The 20,455-nt window shown below is 59.7% G+C and carries 14 protein-coding genes and 13 pseudogenes; 12 read left to right on the top strand and 15 right to left on the bottom strand.

Features of this window, described 5'->3' with window-relative positions:
• On the top strand, positions 1-250 hold a 250-nt coding region (locus AB3X94_RS39680; protein ID WP_368614338.1), incomplete at its 5' end, for a hypothetical protein.
• Here the strand turns inward: AB3X94_RS39680 and AB3X94_RS39675 are convergent.
• A pseudogene (locus AB3X94_RS39675) lies at positions 210-302 on the bottom strand (IS5/IS1182 family transposase); the annotation flags it as partial. The gene AB3X94_RS39680 and the pseudogene AB3X94_RS39675 overlap by 41 nt on opposite strands.
• Before the next feature lie 41 nt (positions 303-343).
• Positions 344-3,327 (bottom strand): annotated as a pseudogene (locus tag AB3X94_RS39670) (Tn3 family transposase).
• A gap of 186 nt (positions 3,328-3,513) precedes the next feature.
• Here AB3X94_RS39670 and AB3X94_RS39665 point away from each other — a divergent pair.
• The 6 genes and pseudogenes from AB3X94_RS39665 to AB3X94_RS39640 form a co-directional block, all read left to right on the top strand.
• Positions 3,514-3,660 (top strand): annotated as a pseudogene (locus AB3X94_RS39665) (tyrosine-type recombinase/integrase); the annotation flags it as partial.
• A 297-nt stretch (positions 3,661-3,957) separates the two neighbouring features.
• On the top strand, positions 3,958-4,221 hold the full coding sequence (locus AB3X94_RS39660; RefSeq protein ID WP_368594171.1) for a hypothetical protein: 264 nt from the start codon (positions 3,958-3,960) through the stop codon (positions 4,219-4,221).
• 67 nt (positions 4,222-4,288) lie between these two features.
• On the top strand, positions 4,289-4,861 hold the full coding sequence (locus AB3X94_RS39655) for a hypothetical protein (protein WP_368594172.1): 573 nt from the start codon (positions 4,289-4,291) through the stop codon (positions 4,859-4,861).
• Positions 4,862-5,014: 153 nt separating this feature from the next.
• Positions 5,015-5,479 (top strand): annotated as a pseudogene (locus tag AB3X94_RS39650) (ATP-binding protein); the annotation flags it as partial.
• Between the two features lie 56 nt (positions 5,480-5,535).
• A pseudogene (locus AB3X94_RS39645) lies at positions 5,536-6,002 on the top strand (IS5 family transposase); the annotation flags it as partial.
• Positions 6,003-6,067: 65 nt separating this feature from the next.
• Positions 6,068-6,133 (top strand): annotated as a pseudogene (locus AB3X94_RS39640) (hypothetical protein); the annotation flags it as partial.
• A 59-nt stretch (positions 6,134-6,192) separates the two neighbouring features.
• On the opposite strand, the gene AB3X94_RS39635 reads toward AB3X94_RS39640, so the two are convergent.
• Positions 6,193-6,405: a hypothetical protein gene (locus AB3X94_RS39635; protein WP_368594178.1), complete on the bottom strand. Its 213-nt coding sequence runs from the start codon at positions 6,403-6,405 to the stop codon at positions 6,193-6,195.
• An 81-nt stretch (positions 6,406-6,486) separates the two neighbouring features.
• Here AB3X94_RS39635 and AB3X94_RS39630 point away from each other — a divergent pair, with 81 nt between their 5' ends.
• Together AB3X94_RS39630 and AB3X94_RS39625 are read left to right on the top strand one after the other, a co-directional pair.
• Positions 6,487-6,780, top strand: coding sequence for a hypothetical protein (locus AB3X94_RS39630; RefSeq protein WP_368594173.1), 294 nt, complete (start codon positions 6,487-6,489; stop codon positions 6,778-6,780).
• A 190-nt stretch (positions 6,781-6,970) separates the two neighbouring features.
• Positions 6,971-7,432: a hypothetical protein gene (locus AB3X94_RS39625; RefSeq protein WP_368594174.1), complete on the top strand. Its 462-nt coding sequence runs from the start codon at positions 6,971-6,973 to the stop codon at positions 7,430-7,432.
• 63 nt (positions 7,433-7,495) lie between these two features.
• Here AB3X94_RS39625 and istB read toward each other — a convergent pair.
• From istB to AB3X94_RS39610, 3 genes and pseudogenes are all read right to left on the bottom strand, one after another.
• A pseudogene (gene istB, locus AB3X94_RS39620) lies at positions 7,496-8,254 on the bottom strand (IS21-like element helper ATPase IstB).
• Between the two features lie 15 nt (positions 8,255-8,269).
• Positions 8,270-9,184 (bottom strand): annotated as a pseudogene (locus AB3X94_RS39615) (IS21 family transposase); the annotation flags it as partial.
• Positions 9,126-9,344: a sigma factor-like helix-turn-helix DNA-binding protein gene (locus AB3X94_RS39610; RefSeq protein WP_368614337.1), complete on the bottom strand. Its 219-nt coding sequence runs from the start codon at positions 9,342-9,344 to the stop codon at positions 9,126-9,128. The pseudogene AB3X94_RS39615 and the gene AB3X94_RS39610, both read right to left, overlap by 59 nt.
• A 52-nt stretch (positions 9,345-9,396) precedes the next feature.
• On the opposite strand from AB3X94_RS39610, the gene AB3X94_RS39605 reads away from it, so the two are divergent.
• Positions 9,397-10,044 carry a hypothetical protein gene (locus AB3X94_RS39605; RefSeq protein WP_368614336.1) on the top strand — a complete coding sequence of 216 codons (648 nt, stop codon included), beginning with the start codon at positions 9,397-9,399 and terminating at the stop codon, positions 10,042-10,044.
• 156 nt (positions 10,045-10,200) lie between these two features.
• Here AB3X94_RS39605 and AB3X94_RS39600 read toward each other — a convergent pair whose 3' ends face one another.
• The 8 genes and pseudogenes from AB3X94_RS39600 to AB3X94_RS39565 form a co-directional block, all read right to left on the bottom strand.
• A complete protein-coding gene (locus AB3X94_RS39600) occupies positions 10,201-11,088 on the bottom strand; it encodes a Tn3 family transposase (protein ID WP_368614335.1) in 888 nt (295 codons plus the stop codon).
• Between the two features lie 158 nt (positions 11,089-11,246).
• Positions 11,247-14,615, bottom strand: a complete 3,369-nt coding sequence (locus AB3X94_RS39595) for an autotransporter domain-containing protein (protein ID WP_368614334.1) — start codon at positions 14,613-14,615, stop codon at positions 11,247-11,249.
• Positions 14,616-14,657: 42 nt separating this feature from the next.
• Positions 14,658-15,335, bottom strand: a pseudogene (locus tag AB3X94_RS39590) (IS5 family transposase); the annotation flags it as partial.
• Between the two features lie 201 nt (positions 15,336-15,536).
• Positions 15,537-15,787 (bottom strand): annotated as a pseudogene (locus AB3X94_RS39585) (IS5/IS1182 family transposase); the annotation flags it as partial.
• 176 nt (positions 15,788-15,963) lie between these two features.
• Entirely contained in the window at positions 15,964-16,263 is a 300-nt protein-coding gene (locus AB3X94_RS39580; RefSeq protein ID WP_368594383.1) for a helix-turn-helix transcriptional regulator, read from the bottom strand.
• Complete coding sequence (locus AB3X94_RS39575; RefSeq protein WP_368594382.1) at positions 16,238-16,627, bottom strand: hypothetical protein; 390 nt, start codon at positions 16,625-16,627, stop codon at positions 16,238-16,240. The genes AB3X94_RS39580 and AB3X94_RS39575 overlap by 26 nt, the downstream gene beginning before the upstream one ends.
• Positions 16,628-17,038: 411 nt before the next feature.
• Positions 17,039-17,767 (bottom strand): annotated as a pseudogene (locus tag AB3X94_RS39570) (IS5 family transposase); the annotation flags it as partial.
• A gap of 42 nt (positions 17,768-17,809) precedes the next feature.
• Positions 17,810-18,076 (bottom strand): hypothetical protein, encoded by a 267-nt coding sequence (locus AB3X94_RS39565; RefSeq protein ID WP_368594160.1) that lies wholly within the window; start codon positions 18,074-18,076, stop codon positions 17,810-17,812.
• Positions 18,077-18,234: 158 nt separating this feature from the next.
• Between AB3X94_RS39565 and AB3X94_RS39560 the strand changes: the two are divergent.
• Positions 18,235-18,405, top strand: a pseudogene (locus AB3X94_RS39560) (DDE-type integrase/transposase/recombinase); the annotation flags it as partial.
• Between the two features lie 226 nt (positions 18,406-18,631).
• Here the strand turns inward: AB3X94_RS39560 and AB3X94_RS39555 are convergent.
• Positions 18,632-19,342 (bottom strand): hypothetical protein, encoded by a 711-nt coding sequence (locus AB3X94_RS39555; RefSeq protein WP_184228874.1) that lies wholly within the window; start codon positions 19,340-19,342, stop codon positions 18,632-18,634.
• Between the two features lie 170 nt (positions 19,343-19,512).
• Here AB3X94_RS39555 and AB3X94_RS39550 point away from each other — a divergent pair.
• Positions 19,513-19,621, top strand: a pseudogene (locus AB3X94_RS39550) (IS5/IS1182 family transposase); the annotation flags it as partial.
• Positions 19,622-20,455: the final 834 nt, after the last annotated feature.

Genomic DNA, 20,455 nt, shown 5'->3' with positions numbered 1-20,455 from the left:
CGTTATCCGTTCTATTACTGCCATCGAAGCTCCCCGTGCCGGACAACCGGCGGCAGGACAGCTTACGCGGCGCAAAAGCGGACATTTGAACTTGGCCAGAAGCGGACATTACAACTTAGCCGCTACACTAGCTGATGTTGATAAATTGGTTTATGTCAAATCGTGCGGGTGGTCTGCAGGATGCAACTGGCCGGTGTGGCTAGAGCGTGTTAGGAACTTTGAAGTACTGACACGGCGTGGACAAGCATGAGCATTGCGAAGACGAAATGAAGCCCAGCGAGAGTTTCGGGGAGCCGTTCATGAGGGTTGGCCGGGATTCGTAAAAAATCCGCCATATCTCGGCCTAAGCTGCTGATTTAAAGTAGAAATCGATGGTCGGATCGAGCGGCAAGGCGGGACGTAGCAGGTCCAGCAGATAATCCCCAAGCCGGTTGATGTGTTCGCGTCGATAGGGCGACAGGCTTTTGAGCACCTCGGCGTCGAGGGGGTGCCCCTTCTCCTGCAACTCCTTCAGCTTGCGTGACATCCACTGCACGTTGTACAGGATCACCATGTTCGCCACGAGGTGGTTGTACTTGATGACCTTGCGCTGCTCATGCCGGACGTTTTCGGCGATCACGCCTTCGCCGCCGAACATCAACCACTGCGCGAAATCGTTGAACTGCTCGCTTTTGTTCGTCTGCGCGTGGATCGTGCGGCGCAGTTCCGGATCGTTTAGGTACTTGAGCAGGAACAGCGTCCGGATCACGCGCCCGAGCTCGCGAAACGCGAAATAGAGTTTGTTCTTTGTGCTCTCCGAGCCGAGGCGGCGCAGGATTGTCGACGGCGTCATCCTGCCCACCTTGATCGACACGGCCACGCACATCATGTCGGCGTAGTGTCGCTCGATCAGGCTCCAGTCGATTGTTTGCCGGCACAGGCTGTCGATGTGTTCGTATTTGCGGCGCCTGTCGGCCTTGTAAAGTACAAGGTCCTTGATGTTGCGCATGCGCGGCATCAATCCGATGCCCATCACATACGACAGTCCGAACACAGGGCCGCTCTGTGCCTGGGTATCGCCGTGGATCGTATCCGGCTTGATGTCGGCGCCGTTCTCGATCAGCCCGTCGAGAATGTAGACCGCCTCGTGGACACCACACGGGATGAAATGGCTGAACAGCGCGATGTACATATCGGACACGTGATAGTAGCCGATTCCACCGTAACCGCCGTAGCGGAAGTGATACTCGGACAGCAGATTCTGCTCGTACAGGCTCCATTTCGTACCGTCGGCCGATGCGTGCTTGCCGCTACCCCAGTATTTCTGGCAACGCGAACTGGTTGAATGCGTTGACGACCTTCACGATCGCCCTGTCGAGCCGTTCCTCGGTGACGTGCTTCAGGTTCAGCCACGCGACCTGCTTGCGGCTGAGGCCCTTCACCGAGCGCGCGGTCTGGCTGGGCCCGAGATTGCAGCCGTAGCAGAACAGTGTGCTGATGAAGCGCTTGCGCGGGTCGTCGATCTTCGCGTCGAAGCCGGACAACGGTCCGAACAGTTTATGAAGATCGAGCCACTGCTCTGTCTCGGTGAGCAAATCCCGGATGCTGAGCTCGGGCATCGACGCCTTGATAGCCTGATCGATCAGCGTGATATTGGGTGGTTCGGGCTCCTTGCCGGGTTTGTGGATGATCAACCCGTCATCGCCGATCTCGATGCTGTCGTTCTCCGGGAAGCCGGCATCGGTCTCGTCCAGCGCGACGCCCAGTTAGTTGCTCGCGCAGATTCTTCACGAAGGTCTTGCCATCCATCGGCAATCCCACGGTCTCGCAATAGTGCGGCAGCTCCCGCCGGAATTCCTCGTCAGGGACCTGATGAATTCGATAATCGTCGTAGTGATCGCTGCCCTCGACATACAGATCGCCCGAATTCAGTTCGCGCATGATCTGGTGGAACACGCACAGTTCGAAGAATCGCCGATGCAACATGCGACTATCGCGACCATGCGGGAAGACGGCCCGTGCCCACTTCTCCGGCATCCAGTCCAGCGGCAGGCTGGCGAGGTCATTCTCCGTCAGCAGGAGATATTCGCGATGCGCGGCACGAAATCCCTGAAGCCAGGCGAGCGAGATCAGTACCGACCGATCCTGCGAGCTTGAGCGCAGCGGCAGCGCGTCGAGGCACTGGAACAGGAGCGAACGCTGACTCTTGTACGGAACGAGCATGAACGGCAGATCGAAATATCCAGCGTAGGCGATATGATCGTTGCACTGCGCGAGCGTGGCGGCCGGGTCGCCGAGCGCCGCGCGAATTCTCGACAACCGTTGACGCTCCGACACTTCATCGTCCTGAAGAATCTGCAGCACGTCGCGGAATTGCCCGACCAGACCGTCGACGGCCTCGGCGTGGTCGATCCGATACTTCTGCAGCTTCGTCTTCGCGTACGCTTCGTATTTGCGCATGATCTTGATGAAGATCTCGGCGACGTCGTCGAGCCCCTTCTGAAGCTGTGCCTGGATGAACAGTACGGCGAGCGCGTAGCGCTTGTTGATTTTGAGCGACCGGAGTTCCGCGACATCAAGCGCACGTGCCTCGATGACGAGTTGCTCCCGCTTGCTGACCGACAGCCTCCCGGGCGATTTCGGTAATCCATCAGCGAGCGCCCGGATGCCATCAATGTGCTTCAGGAAGCAGGCGACCGCACGCGTGGTCGGCTTCTTTGGCTCCCGCTTCAGATCCTCCCAGCCGGATTTGCCACTCGTGACAACGAGCAGCGCATCGAGTCGGCCTTTCAGCGTGTTATCGAGCCCGCCAGTGATGTCCCGGTAAATGCCCTCGTTCACAGCATTGCGCCCCTGCGCGGCGATCCGCTGCAGCGTCGCAAGCGGCGGCAGCTCGTAGCGGCGCCTGACCAGCTCTTCGATCAGCACATTGATGATGTCGGGTAGTTCGGCCTTCGTCTGCGCTTCCTCGCGCGCAAGTTCGGCGAGCCATGCCACGTCGTCGTTGTCGAACGGGTGTATGCCGAGGTAGGCGTGAAGCAGCTTCTGGTGCCGGATCCGCGTACCCGATTTATCGTAGCGCGACACGGCCGCCCGTGGCAGTGGTCGTGCCCGGAGTGCTGTACGAATGTGATCGAGAAGGACGGTCGGAACGTCCAGCAGCATCGGGAAATAGCCGAGCCGCTGCAGCAGCTTCATCTGGACCGTGAACAGGACCGTGGTCGACTCCTGACGAACCTGCCGCCGTACATAGCGGAGCTCGGTAGGCGTGGGGGTGAACGCCGCCAGTTCTGCCGCACTGGGTACAGCGGGCAGAACCGGATAGACCGGATCATGGGCTATCGTCAAGGAGACTCCCGCCGTGCGAAGATGCCTTCGATCTGCCGCATGCGCTGAAGTTCGTCGTCGTCCAGGTAGACCGAGGTCGTCGAAATCGACGCGTGACGTAGGTTGTCTCTCACGCTCGTCAGCGTGGCGCCGCCAGCGAGGGCATGTGTCGCGTGCGTATGACGACTATGTCTTCGGAGACATAGGCGGCATACCCATGCAACCCACGCGATTGCGAAGGGCGTCGAGCTGAGCGCCGTGCGGGATAACCTGCGTCACGCCTCGATTTCGACCACGTCGATTTACTTGCATACCGACGATGTGAAGCGGGCACGGCAGTTCGGGCAGGCCTTTCTGGAAGCGTACGTTATCATGCAACGCAACCGGGCAACGGAAGCGACGACGGCCCCGTGCGAACGGTCCAGGTGGCTGGCTGACGCCTTGGCGAGCTTGGCCTCCCTGAGGTCAGACGCCGTGCATTGATTACGACAGGAGGTAACGGGTGGAGTCTCGTCGAACCACAAATACTGCGCTCCGCAAACGCCCACCCCACAAGGTCTTAGCCGATCCTGGCGTACTTTCGCCCCCGATCCGACGCCCGCCGATATGGCGGCTGTCAGCGCAAACTGATTCATCGCACAGGACTTCAGGATGAACATGCTGAAACGTCGCCTCGCCGCGACAGACGACAAGCTGCAGGAAATCAAGACAGCCCGCAAGGCAGCCGCCAAGGCACAGCGCCAGCAGGTCAAGCAAACGCGCGCGGATCGCGAGCGAAAGATCATGCTGGCCGGCGAGGCGTTGCTGCGCCGTGTCGACCGCGGCGAGTGGGATGTTGCGGATTTCCGCGCGATGATGGACGAGTTCCTGTTCCGTCCGGCAGATCGCGCGCTGTTCGATCTCGACGACGAGTAGCCATTGATGTTCGACGCCGATGAGCAGCAGAGCGGCGAATTTTTATCCTCCCGACGAAGGAATCCTGATGCTGCCCACGCTACGCATGAACCGGAATTTTGTCGAGGCCCTGCTGGCCGAGCGAGCGCCTTGCTTTGCCATGGGGCTCGTGGCCGAGGGCCAAACGCGCTATGTCTGCCTGGCACTGCGTCCCGTCGACGATATTCCACAAGACCTCACGCGCGGTGGCTTCAACTTCGGGCATTCGGTACGCGGTACCGACGACTTCGAGGTCGTGCATTTCGGCTTCGAGTTTTACGGCTATCGAATCTTCAACGCCCTGATCAATCCGGGCAATGCGATCGCCAGGACGATCCTGTCGCACATGATTGAGACGAAGGCGTTTTTCTTCTTTGCGGTCAATCCGTCGGGTGGCGTCACGGCATTCAAGGCTGACATCGGCGAGTGCAGCCTGGACGGTATCGTGTCCAATCTCGAGCGCATCATGCGCTCGACCACGACCGATGCCCAGTACGATGCGGCGCTGACGGCCTTCAGCGACCATCCGGATCCGGTCGGGCCGATGCTACATTGGGTCTGTCGAGACTGTCAGGATGGCCTCGATCTGTTCGACAATCTCATCGAACTGCGGCCCGCGTGATGGTCCGTCCGATGTACCTGCACGGCGATGAAATCCAGCGCCAGACAGATGCGGCAGGCTTTTGGCGCGCGTCACGCCCCAAGCAAACAAGCCGATTGACGCTCTCAATGTCGTGATGACGGAATTTTCTGGGATTCCGGCGTAGAACCCCAAACAGGCGTCGGCAAGTCCCACATTGCACAGGCGCTTGGTCACTGCGCGGCCCGCCAGGGGCGCGACGTGCTGTTCATCACGCAGACCGACCTGCTCAAGAAACTGCACGCGGCGCGCGCCACGGGTCTGTATGAACGCAAGTTCCAGCAGTTCGTGCGCGTACCGCTGCTGATCGTCGATGACTTCGCCCTCAAACCTCTTCGAGCTCCCCACGACGAGGACTTCCATGATCTGATTGCCGCCAGGTATGAGCGGGCAGCTTCGATCCTGACTTCGAATCTCGACCTTAGCGAATGGGGCGACGCGTTCCCCGACAATCGTGTCCTTGGCGCCGCCACGCTTGACCGGCTATGCCATGGTGCCTATCGCGTCGTCATCGAGGGCGAGAGCTTCCGCAAGCCCAAACCGATGCCTGAAAACGGCGAACATGCGGTTGCCAAATCCGGCAAAAAACCGCATTCTTGAAACCCTTCGACATCGCGTTTCGGGGCCAATCTGAGTGGCCTCATTATGCCGATCATCCCCGGCTCGATTACGCCGATCCGTGACACTTGGACGGCATCCTGTATGTGCTGCAAACGGGCATTCCATGGGAAGAGCTGCCCCAAGAGCTTGGCTTCGGCAGTGGCATGACGTGCTGGCGACGGCTACGGGACTTGCAGGCCGCAGGCGCGTGGGAGCAACTGCATCTCGCGCTGCTTCGCCGCTTGCGTGAACATGACCAGATTGATTGGGAACGGGCCAGTATTGACGGCGCCAGCGTATCCAGCCCCCGGGGGGCCAGGAAACCGGCCGCAACCCGACAGACAGGGGGAAGCTCGGGTCGAAACGGCACATCGTCGTAGACGCACGAGGTATTCCCTTGGCCATCACGGTCACCGGCGCCAACCGGCACGACTCGATGGCATTCGGGTCCACGCTCGATGCAATTCCGGCGGGGGCGGGCCTGAACGGCCGGCCCCGCAAACGTCCAGGCAAGTTGCATGCGAAGTCGTGCGCGCGGGCCTCGCGGATATCGCGATCCCCGGCATTCCGTCCGACATCGCCGAGCAGATGTGTGCGCTCTGGCAGGCAGCTGTCACGGTCCAGCTTGATGACGTCGTACGCCTGAAGGCCGAGGCACAGCAGGCAATCGCCGCGGCCGATGCGGCGCGCACCGACGCCGAGCTGCGGGTCGATTACTGCGGCAGGAAGTTAGCGAGCTGCGTTCGACCCTCGCTGGTCGCGATGCGGAACTGGCCGACCTGCGGGCGCAGCACTCCCACATCCAGGAACGCTGTGTCGCGCTCGACGAGGCGCAGCGGGAGCGACAGGCCTGGCTCGATGCGGCCGTTGCAGGACGGGCAACGATCGAGCGAGCCCACGCAGAAGGCCTGGCGCAGAGCCAGCATCGATACGAAGCGCTATCGAAACAGCTGCTGCAGGAAACTGCCCAGCAACGCGAGGCCCTGAAAAAGGAACACGGGCAGTTCGTGTCGCAGCTGAAATTTGCTGAGCGGCGCATTGCCGCGCTCGAAGGCGAGCACGAGCGGCTCGAGGCGGAGCTCGCCAGCGAGCGCGCGACACGCCAGCAGGCGGTCGGCGAGGCGCTCGCGCTGAAGGCCGTCAACTCGAGCCAACATGCACAGCTCGACGAGCTGATGCGCGTGGTGTCGGCGCGCGAGGCGCCGCGTCGGGCGCCGGCCGCCTCCGCGGGTCTCGCGACGGCCCGGCGCACGAAGGCCACGCCGAAAGGCGGCGGCGCCACGCGGCCGAAAAAAGCATGAAGACGCTGCATCCGGCCGGCTGGATCGATCACGGCACCACGCCACCGCAGCGTGTACCCGCCAGGGTGGAAGCTGCCATCGCGTACGTGGCCGACGCACTGGGTCACGTTGTCCATACGCGCTGGACACTCGCCATGATCCGGCAGCATTACGCCTCGCTGCCGACGCGAAGGCAGCCCGTCCAGCCATCATGCGCGTGCTGCTCGATCACGAGGCGGCCGTCGAATACTGGGACCGCGGCCGCGTGCGCACGGTTGCCGCCGGTGAGGCGCCAGAGCCCGATGTCGTGCTGGCCCGCGTGCTGCATACGCATCGCCGGCGCTTCAAACCGGCCACCGAGGCCGCCAGGCCCGTCGCGACCGGTGAACTGAAGCGGGAGGCGACGGCCCTGATGTCCTTGCCCCAACCGCTGGTCGTGTGGCTGGCTCGCGCCGGGCGCTTCGCCGCCGTTGCGGGCGCAACGAATACGCTGGGCGTTGGCGACGACGCCCAGGCGGTGGCGCTGTTCCTGCGCGACCGGGCGAGCCGCTCTCCGCATACGCTGCGCGCGTACCGCACCGAACTGCGCCGGCTCGTCGGCTGGTGCGAGTCTGTGTATTCCACGCAAATCGAGCAGCCGTTCCGCGGCAAAGCGAGCATGCATTCCACGTGAAGCCGAGCGGGGATTCCACAGCAAAGCGAGCGCTGCGGACGTGGCGACGCGGGGTGAGTTCTTTTACTCCTTCTCGTCTTCGGTGGTCAAACCATTTCGGCGCTTGCGCATCGACTCGCCCGATAGTGTGAGTCGATGCGCGTTGTGAACCAGCCGGTCGAGAATCGCGTCAGCAAGCGTTGGATCACCGATGGCGGCATGCCAGCTGTCGACTGGAATCTGTCTGGTGACGATCGTCGAACGCCGGCCGTGCCGGTCGTCAAGCACCTCGAGCAGATCGCGCCGCGCCGGATCCGACAGCGGCGCCATGGCGAGGTCGTCCATGACGAGGATGTCGGTCTTTGCCCATTGCGCGAGCAGCTTCGCGTAGCCGCCGCTACCGTGCGCGATGGCCATCTCCTCGTTGAACTTCGGCATGCGCAGATAGCAGGCCGAGAAGCCCTGGCGGCACGCCTAGTTGACCATCGCGCATGCAAGCCAGCTTTTGCCAAGCCCGGTCGGCGCGACCAGAATCACGTTCTGATTCGCCCGTATCCATTCGCCGGCAAGCAGCCGGGCGAGTAATGCGCGGTCGAGTCCGCGGGGCTCACGGTAGTTGATGTCTTCCGGTACCGCGTCAGGGAAGCGCAGCTTCGCGCGGCGCAGCCGCGCCGCGAGAAGTCGTGACTGGCGTTCGCTTGCTTCGCGTTCGACGAGCAGTCCGAGGCGCTCCTCGAAGCCGAGCTGATCGATGCTGTTCTGGGATTGCTGGTCGGCCAGTGCCGCGGCCATGCCGAACAGGCGCAGCTCGTGCAGTCGCTCAACGGTCGGGTGATGCAGCATGTCGATGATCTCCTTTCAGTGGTAGTAGGACGGCCCGCGCACGTTGGCGTGCACGAGCGGCAGTTCGGTCTGGGCGACGGGCGCATCGGCCTTGCTCTCCAGACCATTCTTCAACGTTGAGGCGATGAACCGGTAGCTCGGCGCCTTTAGATCAATGGCGCGCTGGCAGGCGGTTTCCAGCCGCGCACGGCCGTAGTCCTTGCCCATGCGCAGCACGCCCAAGCAGGCGCGGTAAGCCTGCTGAGGATGCTGGCGACCGCCAAGCAGGTGTTCGATGACCGCAGCGGTGTGCGGACCGATGTCGGTGGCCCAGCTGATCAGCCGTAGCGGATTCCACTCCGTGGTGGCGGCCCGATGATTCGGCGGCATGTGCGCAGCGATCGTGGTGTGATGGCCGCGGCGCTCGCTCTTCGCATGCGCGGCAATACGCTGACCGCGCAGGAAGATCTCGACCGTTGTCTTCGTATGGCGCACGTCGACCTGCTCCCGGGCGTGGCAGTACGAGACCGAGTAATAGTGTTCGTCGAGCTCGACGTGGTAATCGATGCCCACACGCGCAACTTTCCACTGTGCATACTGATAAGGCCTTTCTGGCAGCGGCCGAAGTGCCGGGCGGTCGAGTTCCTCGAAGGCGCTGCGGCGACAGCCGGGCAGCTTCTTGAATGGCCTGTTGTTGAGTTCGACGAGCAGCGCGGCGATTGCGCGATTGGCTTCGTCGAGGCTGAACAACCGCTGGTTGCGCAGTCGGGCCAGAATCCAGCGCTGTGCCAGGAGCACCGACTGCTCGACCTTCGCCTTGTCGCGGGGCCGACGTTTGCGTGCCGGGATGATCGCCATCGAGTAATGGGCAGCCATCTCGCCGTAGGTCCGGTTAAGAACCGGATCGTAGAAGTCGGCCTTGTGTACGCCGGACTTCAGGTTGTCGGGCATCGTCCATCGACTTGGCCTTCCCGAAGTCAAGTTGCGCACGCCGCGCACGGTCCAAGTAGTCCCAGACCGTCGCGCTCGACACGCCGATCGTCGTCGCGATCTCGCGCTGGCTACGTTCACACACGAAGCGCAGGCGCAGCACTTCCCTGATTTGACGCATGGATAACCTTTTATTCGACATTCGGCCGCCCGACAAAATCGTCGAGCGTGCCATGGTTATCCGCGTCGCCGCCCTCCAGCTTACTGCTCGGTTGCGCGTGGAATTCGCGCTCGGGCAGCCGTGGAATCAGCGTTCGGTTTGGCGTGGAATACGCAGCGAGTCGCGACAGCTCGGTCCGCTCTCCGACCTGACGCGCCATGACCTGCTCGCCTACCGGCAGGCGCTGCGCCAGCCTGCCTCTGACACGGTGGGCGACACGACGCGCAGGCTGTCGGAAGCGCTGCAGTCCCGTGCGCTGGCTGTCGTTGCAAGCCTGTTCCGCTACTGGACCGAACCCGGCTATCTCACCGCGAATCCTGCGGCCGGGCTGGTACGGGGTGGGCGCTCGCGCGCGAGCTTCGCGCCGCAGCGCATGCTGCCTTCGGTACTGCTGGCTGCGTGCGATGCGTGGGTGGACGAAGCCGTCGCGGTCGGCGATTCCCTGGTGAGCGCGCGGCGTTGCGCGATCTGGGCGCTGTACCGCTATGCCGGTGTGCGGCTGGTCGAACTCGTGTGGTCCGACGAGGCGCAGTTGCCGAAGCTTGACGTCGACGACCACGGCAGCTGGACGCTGACTGTGCTCGGCAAAGGACGCAAGACGCGCGCGATTCCCCTGCCAGCGGTCTGCGTGACTGTGTTGCGGAACTACCGGGGGTTGTAAGCCGGAACCGCAGAAATTTTGGAAGTCCTTTGATTTCAGGTGGTTAGAGAAGGTCGAGACCCGCAAGCATGGCCGCGATGTCGATCGGGTTCTCGTTGCGAAACGTGTAATGCCCGAGGAAGTGGATGTGCCGCCACGCCACCGGAGAAATCTTCTTCAGCATCGCGAGCGCCTTCTCATTTCCCTCCCGTTGGTAGCGTTCAGTTGTGAGAGCAGTACCGAGTTGAAGGCGGTCACGACATTGGCCAGCAGCCGGCCGCACTCGTTATTGATCGCAATGTCGTGATCGGTCTTGCCGATCAGGTGCTTTCTGCCACTGACCTCGGCGATGAAGCCGCGCAGCGCGTGATACGCTTCGATCCGGTTCTGCGAACGATGGACGTTGCGCTGCAGTTGCGGGTCGCGCATGTAGCGCAGCGTGTAGATGCTGCGCACGAGTTTATCGAACTCGAAGACGGCACGGCGCGTGCGGTGACGTGGAGACAATGCGCAAAGCTTGCGAACCAGTGCCTGCTGGCTCATTTCCTTCACGCTGAGTGACGCGATGATCTGTTCGAAGACACACGGATCGTCGCAGATGGCGAGCAAGTCGATCTGTCCAGCGGGTTTGATCAGGAAATTGTCGTACTGCTCGATGTCGTCGCCGCAAAACAGATGTTTTAGCTGTGCTTGCAGGTTGGTGAAGCGCGGCGCAAAGTCCATCTCGAACCAGTACATGGCCGCGAAATTCATCTTGTTGATGCTGTGCATGTCTCCGGTGATAATCGTCGACGCGATATCGGTCGTGTTGTGATAACAGAGGTCGAAGACGTAATGGCTTTCGTGCTCGTGCGCACCGATGAGGTTGGTGAGTGTGGCAACGTGATTGGTGAGGGAGGTAAAGGCGACGACTCCCCGTTCGCGACCGAAATATTTGCGCGAGTGCCTCGCCTTTGCGGTCGGAGTGGCGGCAGCGAACTTCTGTCCGTCGATGGCACCGAAAAGCGCGCCAAGATCGGACGAGTACTTGTAGCGGCTTGCAATCGAAACCAGTCTGGCTCGCAATCATCGGCTTTTTCGGCTCGAATTGGTTGCGACTGACGGCGAGCCGTGGGCTCACATTGCTTGCGACCGAGCTTGCAATCATCGGTCTCTGGCTTGCGTTCCATCGATAGGGGCTCACATTAGTTGCAACCATTGCGGTGACAATGAGGTTCGCTTTTTCAGAACTTCCAGTTTAAATTGCCTTGCACCGTATGATCGGATTGCCGGCTAGCCAGCGAACCCGAATATCCGATGCTGAGGCGTCCATTCTTGCCGATATCGATCCGAGCATCCACGCTTAGCACTGCCGCATCTTTCGCAACCGGCACGCTCGCGACCGAGAAACCGTCGCTGCCAGAAGCGAATGCAAGCGTCGCAACCGGACGGCCGCTCGTCAGCGCGTGCTGCCAGCCGAGGCTCCCTTGCAGCGTAAGCTGCATCATCGATGTCAGCGTGAACTGCATTGTGCCGCGCATGCCGAGCGTTGTAAACGACACATCGTTGTTGCCTTCCTGAGCGCGCAGCGTGGCCGCACCGCCTGTCTCGGCCATTCCATGATTGTTCAAATGAACATAGGCGAGCTGCCCGAACGGCTCCACGTCGGCTGCTCCGCTAAGGTTTAGACGATAAGCGGTCTCGGCGAACACCTGGGTCGTTTCTGCGTTCAGCGTGCCGCTTTCGTGCTCAGACGTCGCGCCATACTGCACATAGCGATCCATGCCACCGCGGTGCCACGCGTGCTCTACGCCCGCGCGCAGCCCGAGCGCGCTGGGCTGCCAGGCCGCATATGCACCGAGATGAAAGCTGTCGAATGATGCAGACGACGGCTGGTCACGCAGATTGACGCCGCTATGGCTGTAGCCGGCGAGGCCACCCACGCGAACACCATAGTGCACCATTGCATCTGCACCCGCGAGGAAGCCACCTGTCGAACTGGTGTATCCATTGACGCCAGCACCCCGTGCGCCCCCCCACGAGCCCAACAGGCGCGCCCAAGCGCCTGACTGTGTCGAGGCGGCATCACGCGTAGCCCAGAGCCGCCCGAACACCGCGTCGCGTACCTGACGGCTTTCATTGATGAGCGTCGCGTAGGCGGCAGGATAAATTTCACCCGTCAGTTGTCCAAATGTTGCCTGTGGCACCTGTGCGGAGGTTGCGAACAGCACACTGTTGTACACTGCGCTGCCCGGGTTCAGTGTCTCCATCGCGCGAGCGACACTGCGTTCGTTATCCGTACCCGCGACGCTCGCGAACGGCGTCGCGCTTCGATTCACGGTGAGACTGACGCTCGTCGGACCATATGCGAGCGACGGCAACACGAACAGGTAGCCACCAGGCGTCGCAAACTGACCTTCGACGCCTCCTGCGGCGTTCAAAATGTCGAAACGCTGACCCAGAATCGAGCGTGACTGTTCGAGACTAAGGGGTGGGGGTGAATGTTCAAGCGCAAGGCTGAGCGTGCCATTCGCGATACGCGCTTTACCACCTGCGTCGATCCGGTCGCTTGCTCCGCTCGGCGAAAGTTCGACCGCATAGGTTGATCCTGTTGCGAAATTCGCGTCATTCGTTACTTTCAACAGGCCGATCGAATGTCCAGGGGCGACCGTTCCTCCTTCATTCACGTTCAGAGATTGCAGTGCGCCGTTGCCGCTAACGCCCCCTCCGTTACCGACCGCGACGTTGCCGCTTGCTCCGTCGAGCGACGCAAAGCCGCGTGCCAGCAACACGTCACCCGTCCTCCCTGTATTCGTTACGGCTACGGTTCCGCCTTGGTCGATCGACAACTGTGCGCTTGTGCCGGCGATCGTTGCGCCGCCACCGTTCACCGCAACATCAGCCGTCCGGCCGTTCACTGTGAGCCGTCCAGCTGCATTGACCATCGCGCCGGAGGCGATCGAGCCGTCGATCCGCAATTCCCCGCCGTCAACTGTTGTTAACCCGCGATAGGTATTGTTCCCCGACAGGGTCAGCAGACCACTGCCTGACTTTGTCAGGCTACCTTCATAGGCACGTGTCTGGTAAGCAGACTCGCGCGCGGTGCCGATCTCGTACGCTGTCTTGTCGCTGTCGCTCGCATTCGAGGGCAGTCCCTGCGTCCAGCCCTTCGTTTTCAGCGTATCGAGCCACGATTGATGCTCTGCTGCGTCTTCTTTCTGACGCGCGGCGAGTGCAATGTCCGAAATGTCGTTCGACCATACATCCGACATGCCAGAAGGCAAATTAACATGGAACCGACCCAGCAACTGGCTGGGGCCGTTCATTGCCTTCTGTAGATCTGGGAGCCCCCAGCCTGCCACCGCATTGGGCACGTGCGTATTACCCGGGATCAATGCAGTAAGATTGCCGTAACTACCACTGTTGTCGTAGGGAAGCTGATCGAGCGGTTTCGAAGGGTCGACCTTGTTGGGATCCGAAACCATCTCTTGCGAGGTCGTGAGCAATACCGTCAACGCCTGCTCGCTAGTCAGATAGGGATAACGCTCCATGACCAGCGCAAGCGCACCGGAGGCGTATGGAGCAGACGCGGATGTGCCGTTGAAGCGGGGGTCATAGCCGCCTCCAGCTTTGGGGGCCATCGCCACGGTCGGCGCCATGAGACACCACCATTTTCCAACACCGCACTGGTTATAAACCTGCCCATTGTTGCGGGAATAACCGGACACGGCTAACCAGTCCGTTTCAATTTCCGGACGATAGTATGGCAACGCGGCCAGCACATCCGGATTTCTCTGAGGGTCGTTCGACGCGGAAATAACTTCAATATAGTGATATTTCGTGGCGGCCTCTGCGGCTGCATCTATCCAAGTTTTCGAACCTTCGCGCGCGCGTTTAGCGAATCCCTGGTACGCGGTTTTTAACTGGTCAACATTGTCTGTGAGATTCTCTGCCGGAATGGGAGAATTCTGACCCCAACTCTGATTGACGATACGAACACCACTTTTTCCCAAGGCATCATAGGCAGCAGTAAAGTAACCGTAGTCTAGGCGGTTGGAGCCATGCTCACGATTGTCGTCGGTCCCATTGGTGTTCGCGACATAAACATCTGCATTGAACGCGACACCCTGCATTCCTTTGCCGTCTCGTGCGGCACCAATGGCTCCGCTTACCTCGGTTCCATGCGAGTCATTCACATCATCGACATGCGATCCGGGAACATTGAATACGTCACCCTTCTTGACCGGGATCGTCGAATCGTCGGCATAAAACTGGAACCCGTCTTCATAGTATGTACCGATAGTAGACACAGGATGGATCCGAGGCCCTGACAGTTCGGGATGTGTCGTATCGACGCCTGAATCCAGCACCCCGACTTTTATACCTCTTCCGGTAAACCCCATCGCATACGCGTATTGCGCCTTCATCGCGCCAGCCGACCAGCTCGCCTTGAATTCTTTATCGTTGCCCCAAGATTTGGCGGCTTGCTCCAGGCTGTCCGTTTTGCTACCGTCGGCATTCGTATAGAGTCGTTCCTGACCGAATGCTGGCTTTAGAAACAGAGATCCCACAAGAAATACATGAAGCAATGCGATCGACCTTGCCTTATACATCGCTTTAGCCTGTGTGTCGGTATGATCGACGCTTAGAGGGTGTTAGGCACTTTTGCTAAGGGTTGCAAAGTGAACAAGCATAAGCACGGAGAAGACGACGAAGTGCAAGCCAGCCAGAGTTTCGGGCAATCGCTCGTAGTCTCGTGCGAGTCGGCGGAAGCGGTTGAGCCAGCCGAAGCTGCGCTCAACCACCCAGCGGCGCGGCAACAGCACGAAGCCTTTTTTCGCCTCGGGCAACTTGATGACCTGAAGTTCAATCCCCTCGTCAAGCGCCGCCTGTGCGGGCTCTTCGCCGGTATATCCCTGATCCGCGAACGCCACCTTGACCGTCTGGCCCGTGGCCTGCTGAACCTGACGCGCCAGTTCTCCAACCTGCGCGCGCTCCTGCTCGTTGGCCGGCGTCACATGCACCGCGAGCAGTTGTCCCAACGTGTCCACCGCCATATGTACCTTGCTGCCTTTCTTGCGTTTGTATCCGTCGTAGCCTGCGCGTGCGCCGCTTTCGCACGTCGACTGCAGCGTACGGCCATCGAGGATGACCGCGCTGGGTTGACCACGGCGGTCCTGGGCGACCCGGATGATCGAACGCAAATCGCTCACCATGGCCTCGAAGCAGCCCGCCTGAATCCAGCGTTGCGTCTGCTGGTAGACCAGTTCCCACGGCGGAAAGTCATTGGGTAACAAACGCCACGGGGCACCGGCACGTACGATCCAGCGCAGTGGTCGCCCGGCTTTCGAAGCATGACGACCTCCGTTTGCCGAGACCGATGGGCTTTTCACGTTTCGCGTAAAGCCTTGCGCGCCTTTCAACGGTTGGCCAGTGCAAACAGTGTCGTGATCTGCGCGGTGCTCTTCATCAACCCTCGATACCGAGCCTTCGTCTATCCAAACTGCTGCTGGTTCCTTCTTCATCTGGTGCGTCTCCGGGCCCCGTGTATCAGAGCCGTTCTTTGTCGAACTGGGTGCCGAAATCAAGATCGCATCGACCGCCGACCCTGCCTTCAGCATCAAGCCTTGCTCGCTCAGGATCTCATTGACCAGCGTGCGTATCACGGGGCCAAGCCGTGTGTTGCGAGGAGGTGACGGAACCGGAGAATCGCACTCTCGCCAGCCAAACGCGTCATACCCTTGTCTAATCCCGAAAACCCCCTGTGCGCACACAAGCAAAGATCGAGACTGCAGGCCCTATGGGATTGCTGCCATCATGGCACCGATCGCCCATCACATAGATATAAAATGTTTTTTTGATGTCCGCGTGATTCTCTAATACCGCCCAGGCAGTATGACTTTCAACTGGTTGCGCGTTTTCGTTTTTGAAAACACGCAACCAGTTGCTGGTAAGAAGCGCTCATGAGGAAGGGGCCGGTTGCGAGTCGTAGCCGAGATCGGCAAGCCGCTTGAGCAGGCGTTGGATGGTTTTGCCAGTGTCGAGCCGGCTGAAGTAGTCGGTACCGCGAGGTCTGCATAGACGACGCCGTTGGAAAGCATGAAAGGCCACCCGATTCGCGGATATCTTGCGCGGCGGCGGGAACTCATTCTCGCGCACCAGCTTTTGAATCGTCGCTTCCGATAGCGATACGAATGTCGCCGCCGCATGCAGGTCGAGATAGACCGGCTTCGCGCTAATGGTTGTCGTCTTCGTTGTCATGTTTCAGACCCTTCCCTTTTGATATCGGGGCCGCCGGGCTCCGAGAAACAGACCACTGCCGCCCCTCAGATTGACGGGCTATACGGCGCCTCGCCATTGATGACGCGCTTCGCCTGCTCTTTAACTCGCAGACAGACTCAAAGCAGAGGAAGGCGCCGTCTGCGGTCAGCATGCGATCCCATACGCCCTCGCTGTCCTGATAGATGATGACGTACTCATCAACGCGAAAGCCATCGGCGAGCAGATCGGCGATGACGCGCTCGGCGTCATTGGTTACGGAGCGCGCGCCATCGTTGTGATCGATGATGCAGATAAAGGGCGGTTCGACGCTATACGAGTATTGCGCGCGCGAATGTAGGTACATCAGGTTTCCTCCGGGTCAATCGATAGCGCGAGACGCAACTGCCAGCGCTCGCGCGCCTTCATCGCCGCTGCGGGCGGCGAACATTCCTCGTCCTGCATGTACGTCGATATCGCGCTCGCCAGATACTCGTGCCCGGCCAGCCGTTGCCGAAGCGAAACGAAAAGTGAAGGATCCTGTGCAACGTGCTGCGGATGTCACGCAAGCCAAAAGAAGCTCACGAGAACTGGTATCTGGTCGACGCTAATATTTTCAAGACGTCGCTGCAGTACTGGCGAGGGCATGTCAACCGGCTCGGAGACTATCTGCCGGCATCTGCAATGCCCCGTTCCACTGCTCGATCCGACCATCGATTTCGCAGTCAAATCAGCAGCTTAGGCCGAGATATGGCGGATTTTTAGCGAATCCCGGCCGGACCTCTTCATAGTCACGTGCGAGACGCCGGAAACGGTTGAGCCAGCCAAAGCTGCGCTCGACCACCCACCGGCGGGGGAGCAGAACGAAACCCTTTTTCGTTTCTTCGAGTTTGATCACCTGAAGGTCAATGCCCTCGTCGAACGCAGCCTGCGCTGGCTCTTTGCCCGTGTATCCCTGATCGGCAAATGCCACCTTGACCGTTGGTCCCGTTACCTGCTGGACCTGCCGCGCAAGCTCCGCTACCTGTGCGCGCTCCTGTTCATTGGCTGGGGTCACGTGCACCGCCAGCAACTGTCCCAACGGGTCTACTGCAATATGTACCTTACTACCGCGCTTGCACTTATAACCGTCATAACCCGCACGCGGGCCGCTCTCGCAGGTCGACTGTATCGTGCGGCCATCGAGGATGACCGCGCTGGGCTGTCCCCGACGGCCCTGTGCCACGCGTATCACCGAGCGCAGGTCACTCACCATGCTCTCAAAGCAGCCAGCCTGCAACCAGCGTTGAGTCTGCTGATACACCAACTCCCACGGCGGGAAATCATTGGGCAGCATCCTCCACGGCGCGCCGGCACGAGCCATCCAGCGCAATGCATCAAACATGTCGCGCAGTTCGTATTTGCGCTGGGGCGCGTCAACGTCCATCAGCGTCAGATACGGCGCCGCGAAACTCCATTCCTCATCCGACACATCAGTCGGATACCCTTTGCGGTCCGTTGTTTTCATCCCGCCAGGATACCAGGTCTCAATCGAAGTTCCTAACACGCTCTAGTGGCCCACCGATTTCAAGGGAAGCGAATCGCCCGCAACAAGCGCTCTCGATATCTCCTCCCGCTCGGGGAATGGTACCGCCAGCAGCGAACAATGACGCTGTACCGGCCGGACTCCACCGGTTTCGCCGATAATCCCTGCACAGACGAGTGCGGGCGGATCGAAAAGCTGGGCGACACGCTGGAGCGACTCACCCTCCCGCCAGCGTTCCCATATCAGCGTTTTCTGCTTCTCGCTATAGTAAATCCGGCGTCGCTCTTTCATTTGCAACACTCCCACCGCTCATGCAGCGCTCATTGTGTTGCACCCACCGGTTAAATCCGTAGGCTTCATCACGATGCCCTCGGGGCACACCGTTGCTGAGTGACGTGCCTACATGAGCTGCCCATAATTACCCGCACCGCGCTGGGGACCGGCCGTCGACGATCGATAAGAACGGATCGAATCTGGCTGCCTGACAAGCGATCAACGCCAAGCGGATGTGCCGATCCGGATCCGCCAGAAGAAGTATCTGAACCAATGCCGAACAAGATCGCCGGACCGTCAAACGTCGACTCCGCCCAATGATGGGAATCGAGAATTTTCGCCGCGCGCATCATTCTGGGGGAATCGAGACCAATGCATATGGCCCCCTCCAGCAACTCTACTCGCTCGTTGCATAAGTAGTCTTCTATTTTTCGTGCTCTCGCGGGCCAGCTTCCATATTGCGACAGTACCTTGGGATTTTAAACAAGTGGAAGTCCATTGCGCTCAGTGATGGCACAACCACATGATTTCGGACTGCGTATGCCAGCGTTCACGCAGTCCGCATGCCTAGGATCAGGCGTATTGAGCGCTCAGCGATTGGAGAGAGATACTTGTGCCTTGCGAGTCCTGCACGCTATCAGCATTGACGAAGACCAGCTGCTGCCCGTTTCCCTGGAGAGACCACGAGATTGTCTGATATTGACTGACGTTCGTATTGTACTGGCTCTTGGCGCGGCCCACCGCCAGGATTCGCGGAGCCGGATCGGCCTCCGAATTCACGACGTTCACCACGGCAGACTCCTCGGCGAACTGAATCGAAATGAACTGGTTGATATTGCTATGAATCTGCGCCTGATACCAGTGCGAGGCCGGAACCGTGTAGTAACGGCTGAACTTCTCGAAAAAATGGTTCTTGCCATCTGCCGGCAGAGGCTTGTTAATGATGCCGGTCGTGTCCTCCGGCATTGAGACGCTGGCGATATAGGCCTCGACCCGTGCGCCCAATTGACCCTCGAGCATCGCAGCCGACACGGTAGTGGTGTCAGAGCCATTTACGAACAGCACCGAAGCAAGGCCCTGATTTGCCGTCGTGCCCGGCACGCTTACGGTTACGGGAGGTTGCGACTGGCTCCATACGACGGAGATGTTCGCGCCAGCGTCATTTGCCGCTGCATTGTAAAAAATGAGCCCGTAGAGTTGACCGCCGGTGAGGGTCTGGCACGTCGCGGTATCGCCAGGATCAAGGGTGATGAGTTGCCCATTTTTCCAGTTGATAGATGACACGGTAATCTCCTGAGTGGTTGAGCCTCGTGCTTTTTCGCAAAAGCGAGGCGGTGACACAGAAATCGCCAGATTTTCGTCATGGTTATCAAGGACAGGCGCATGGCGTACGGGTTGGCGACGTCCCCGCTGAACATTAATATGCCCTAGCCCGAGGTCATTTTTACTGCGATCACGACTCCGACACACATCACTAGCGCTTGCGGGATCGTAATTAGCCCGGTGATTGCCTGGCGTCGAACTGGACATGGCGGTGGTTTCGGTAAATTCCGCTGGGCCGTGCTGATAGGTTTCATTGAGCACTCCGCGTGCAGGCGAATTTACCGTCTGATTTTCACGCAAGTAACATATTTCTGAAAAAGTACTTTAAGTCCTTTGCTTGTACGCGAAATCCATACCAATAAGCCAGTGCCAGTAGAAAACCAGAGACCGTCAAATACCCTTAAAGCCATTCACCGATGGCGCCAACAGACAAAGCAGACAAACCGGACAATATTTGTTGTTACCGCAACAAAATCGCTTCATTTCCGCGAGGAGTCGCTAACACAACGTCGGGTTGACGCCTTGGTCACCATCTTCTCGCGCCATGGGTAGACGAACAAAATAGAACTATTTATGCAAAGAGCGAGTAGAGTTGCTGGACGGGAGAAAGTGTGCCATATCTCCATCGTTCACCTGAGCTTTGCGGATCATATGCATGGTCTCGATTCCACCAAGAATATTTTGCAGCTCACATTTTCCCGCTAAAGTTGCTTACAGATGCGCTAATTTGCATACCTAATTCGGCTAGCGCGTCTTGAGGGAATAACGATACCTGTAGTCCTCGCAACAACGATTTATCGCTCGAAGATCGGTAGCGAAGTTGCCCGCATTGCGTAAAGCAGATCCTGGGATCGTCTCGAGCGGAGTGTGATGTGCCTCTCAATAGTCTGCTGTTGGATCAAGCCATTCCCTCCTCTTCCAGCGCGGCGCCGGCACGTCGGCATCGTTTAGAGCGGCTAACACAACCTGGACATCAAGCCATAGGTTTCGTATCCTGGGCGCATGTCCAGAAGAAAAATCAGCAACGAACTGTGGGCGGCGCTGGAACTGTTGATTCCGGCATTTACGCCGTCA

The organism is Paraburkholderia sp. BR10923 (genome assembly GCF_040948765.1).
Classification (GTDB): Bacteria; Pseudomonadota; Gammaproteobacteria; order Burkholderiales; family Burkholderiaceae; genus Paraburkholderia; species Paraburkholderia youngii.
The sequence above is the reverse complement of the archived record's forward strand: the minus strand, read 5'-3'. Positions and strand labels throughout refer to the sequence as shown.

Coding starts and splice junctions, on each gene's coding strand:
- AB3X94_RS39660 (WP_368594171.1), top strand. CDS start 3,958: ATGAACATGCTGAAACGTCGCCTCGCCGCGACAGACGACAAGCTGCAG.
- AB3X94_RS39655 (WP_368594172.1), top strand. CDS start 4,289: ATGCTGCCCACGCTACGCATGAACCGGAATTTTGTCGAGGCCCTGCTG.
- AB3X94_RS39635 (WP_368594178.1), bottom strand. CDS start 6,405: ATGCTGGCTCTGCGCCAGGCCTTCTGCGTGGGCTCGCTCGATCGTTGC.
- AB3X94_RS39625 (WP_368594174.1), top strand. CDS start 6,971: ATGCGCGTGCTGCTCGATCACGAGGCGGCCGTCGAATACTGGGACCGC.
- AB3X94_RS39610 (WP_368614337.1), bottom strand. CDS start 9,344: ATGCGTCAAATCAGGGAAGTGCTGCGCCTGCGCTTCGTGTGTGAACGT.
- AB3X94_RS39605 (WP_368614336.1), top strand. CDS start 9,397: ATGGTTATCCGCGTCGCCGCCCTCCAGCTTACTGCTCGGTTGCGCGTG.
- AB3X94_RS39595 (WP_368614334.1), bottom strand. CDS start 14,615: ATGTATAAGGCAAGGTCGATCGCATTGCTTCATGTATTTCTTGTGGGA.
- AB3X94_RS39580 (WP_368594383.1), bottom strand. CDS start 16,263: ATGACAACGAAGACGACAACCATTAGCGCGAAGCCGGTCTATCTCGAC.
- AB3X94_RS39575 (WP_368594382.1), bottom strand. CDS start 16,627: ATGTACCTACATTCGCGCGCGCAATACTCGTATAGCGTCGAACCGCCC.
- AB3X94_RS39565 (WP_368594160.1), bottom strand. CDS start 18,076: ATGAAAGAGCGACGCCGGATTTACTATAGCGAGAAGCAGAAAACGCTG.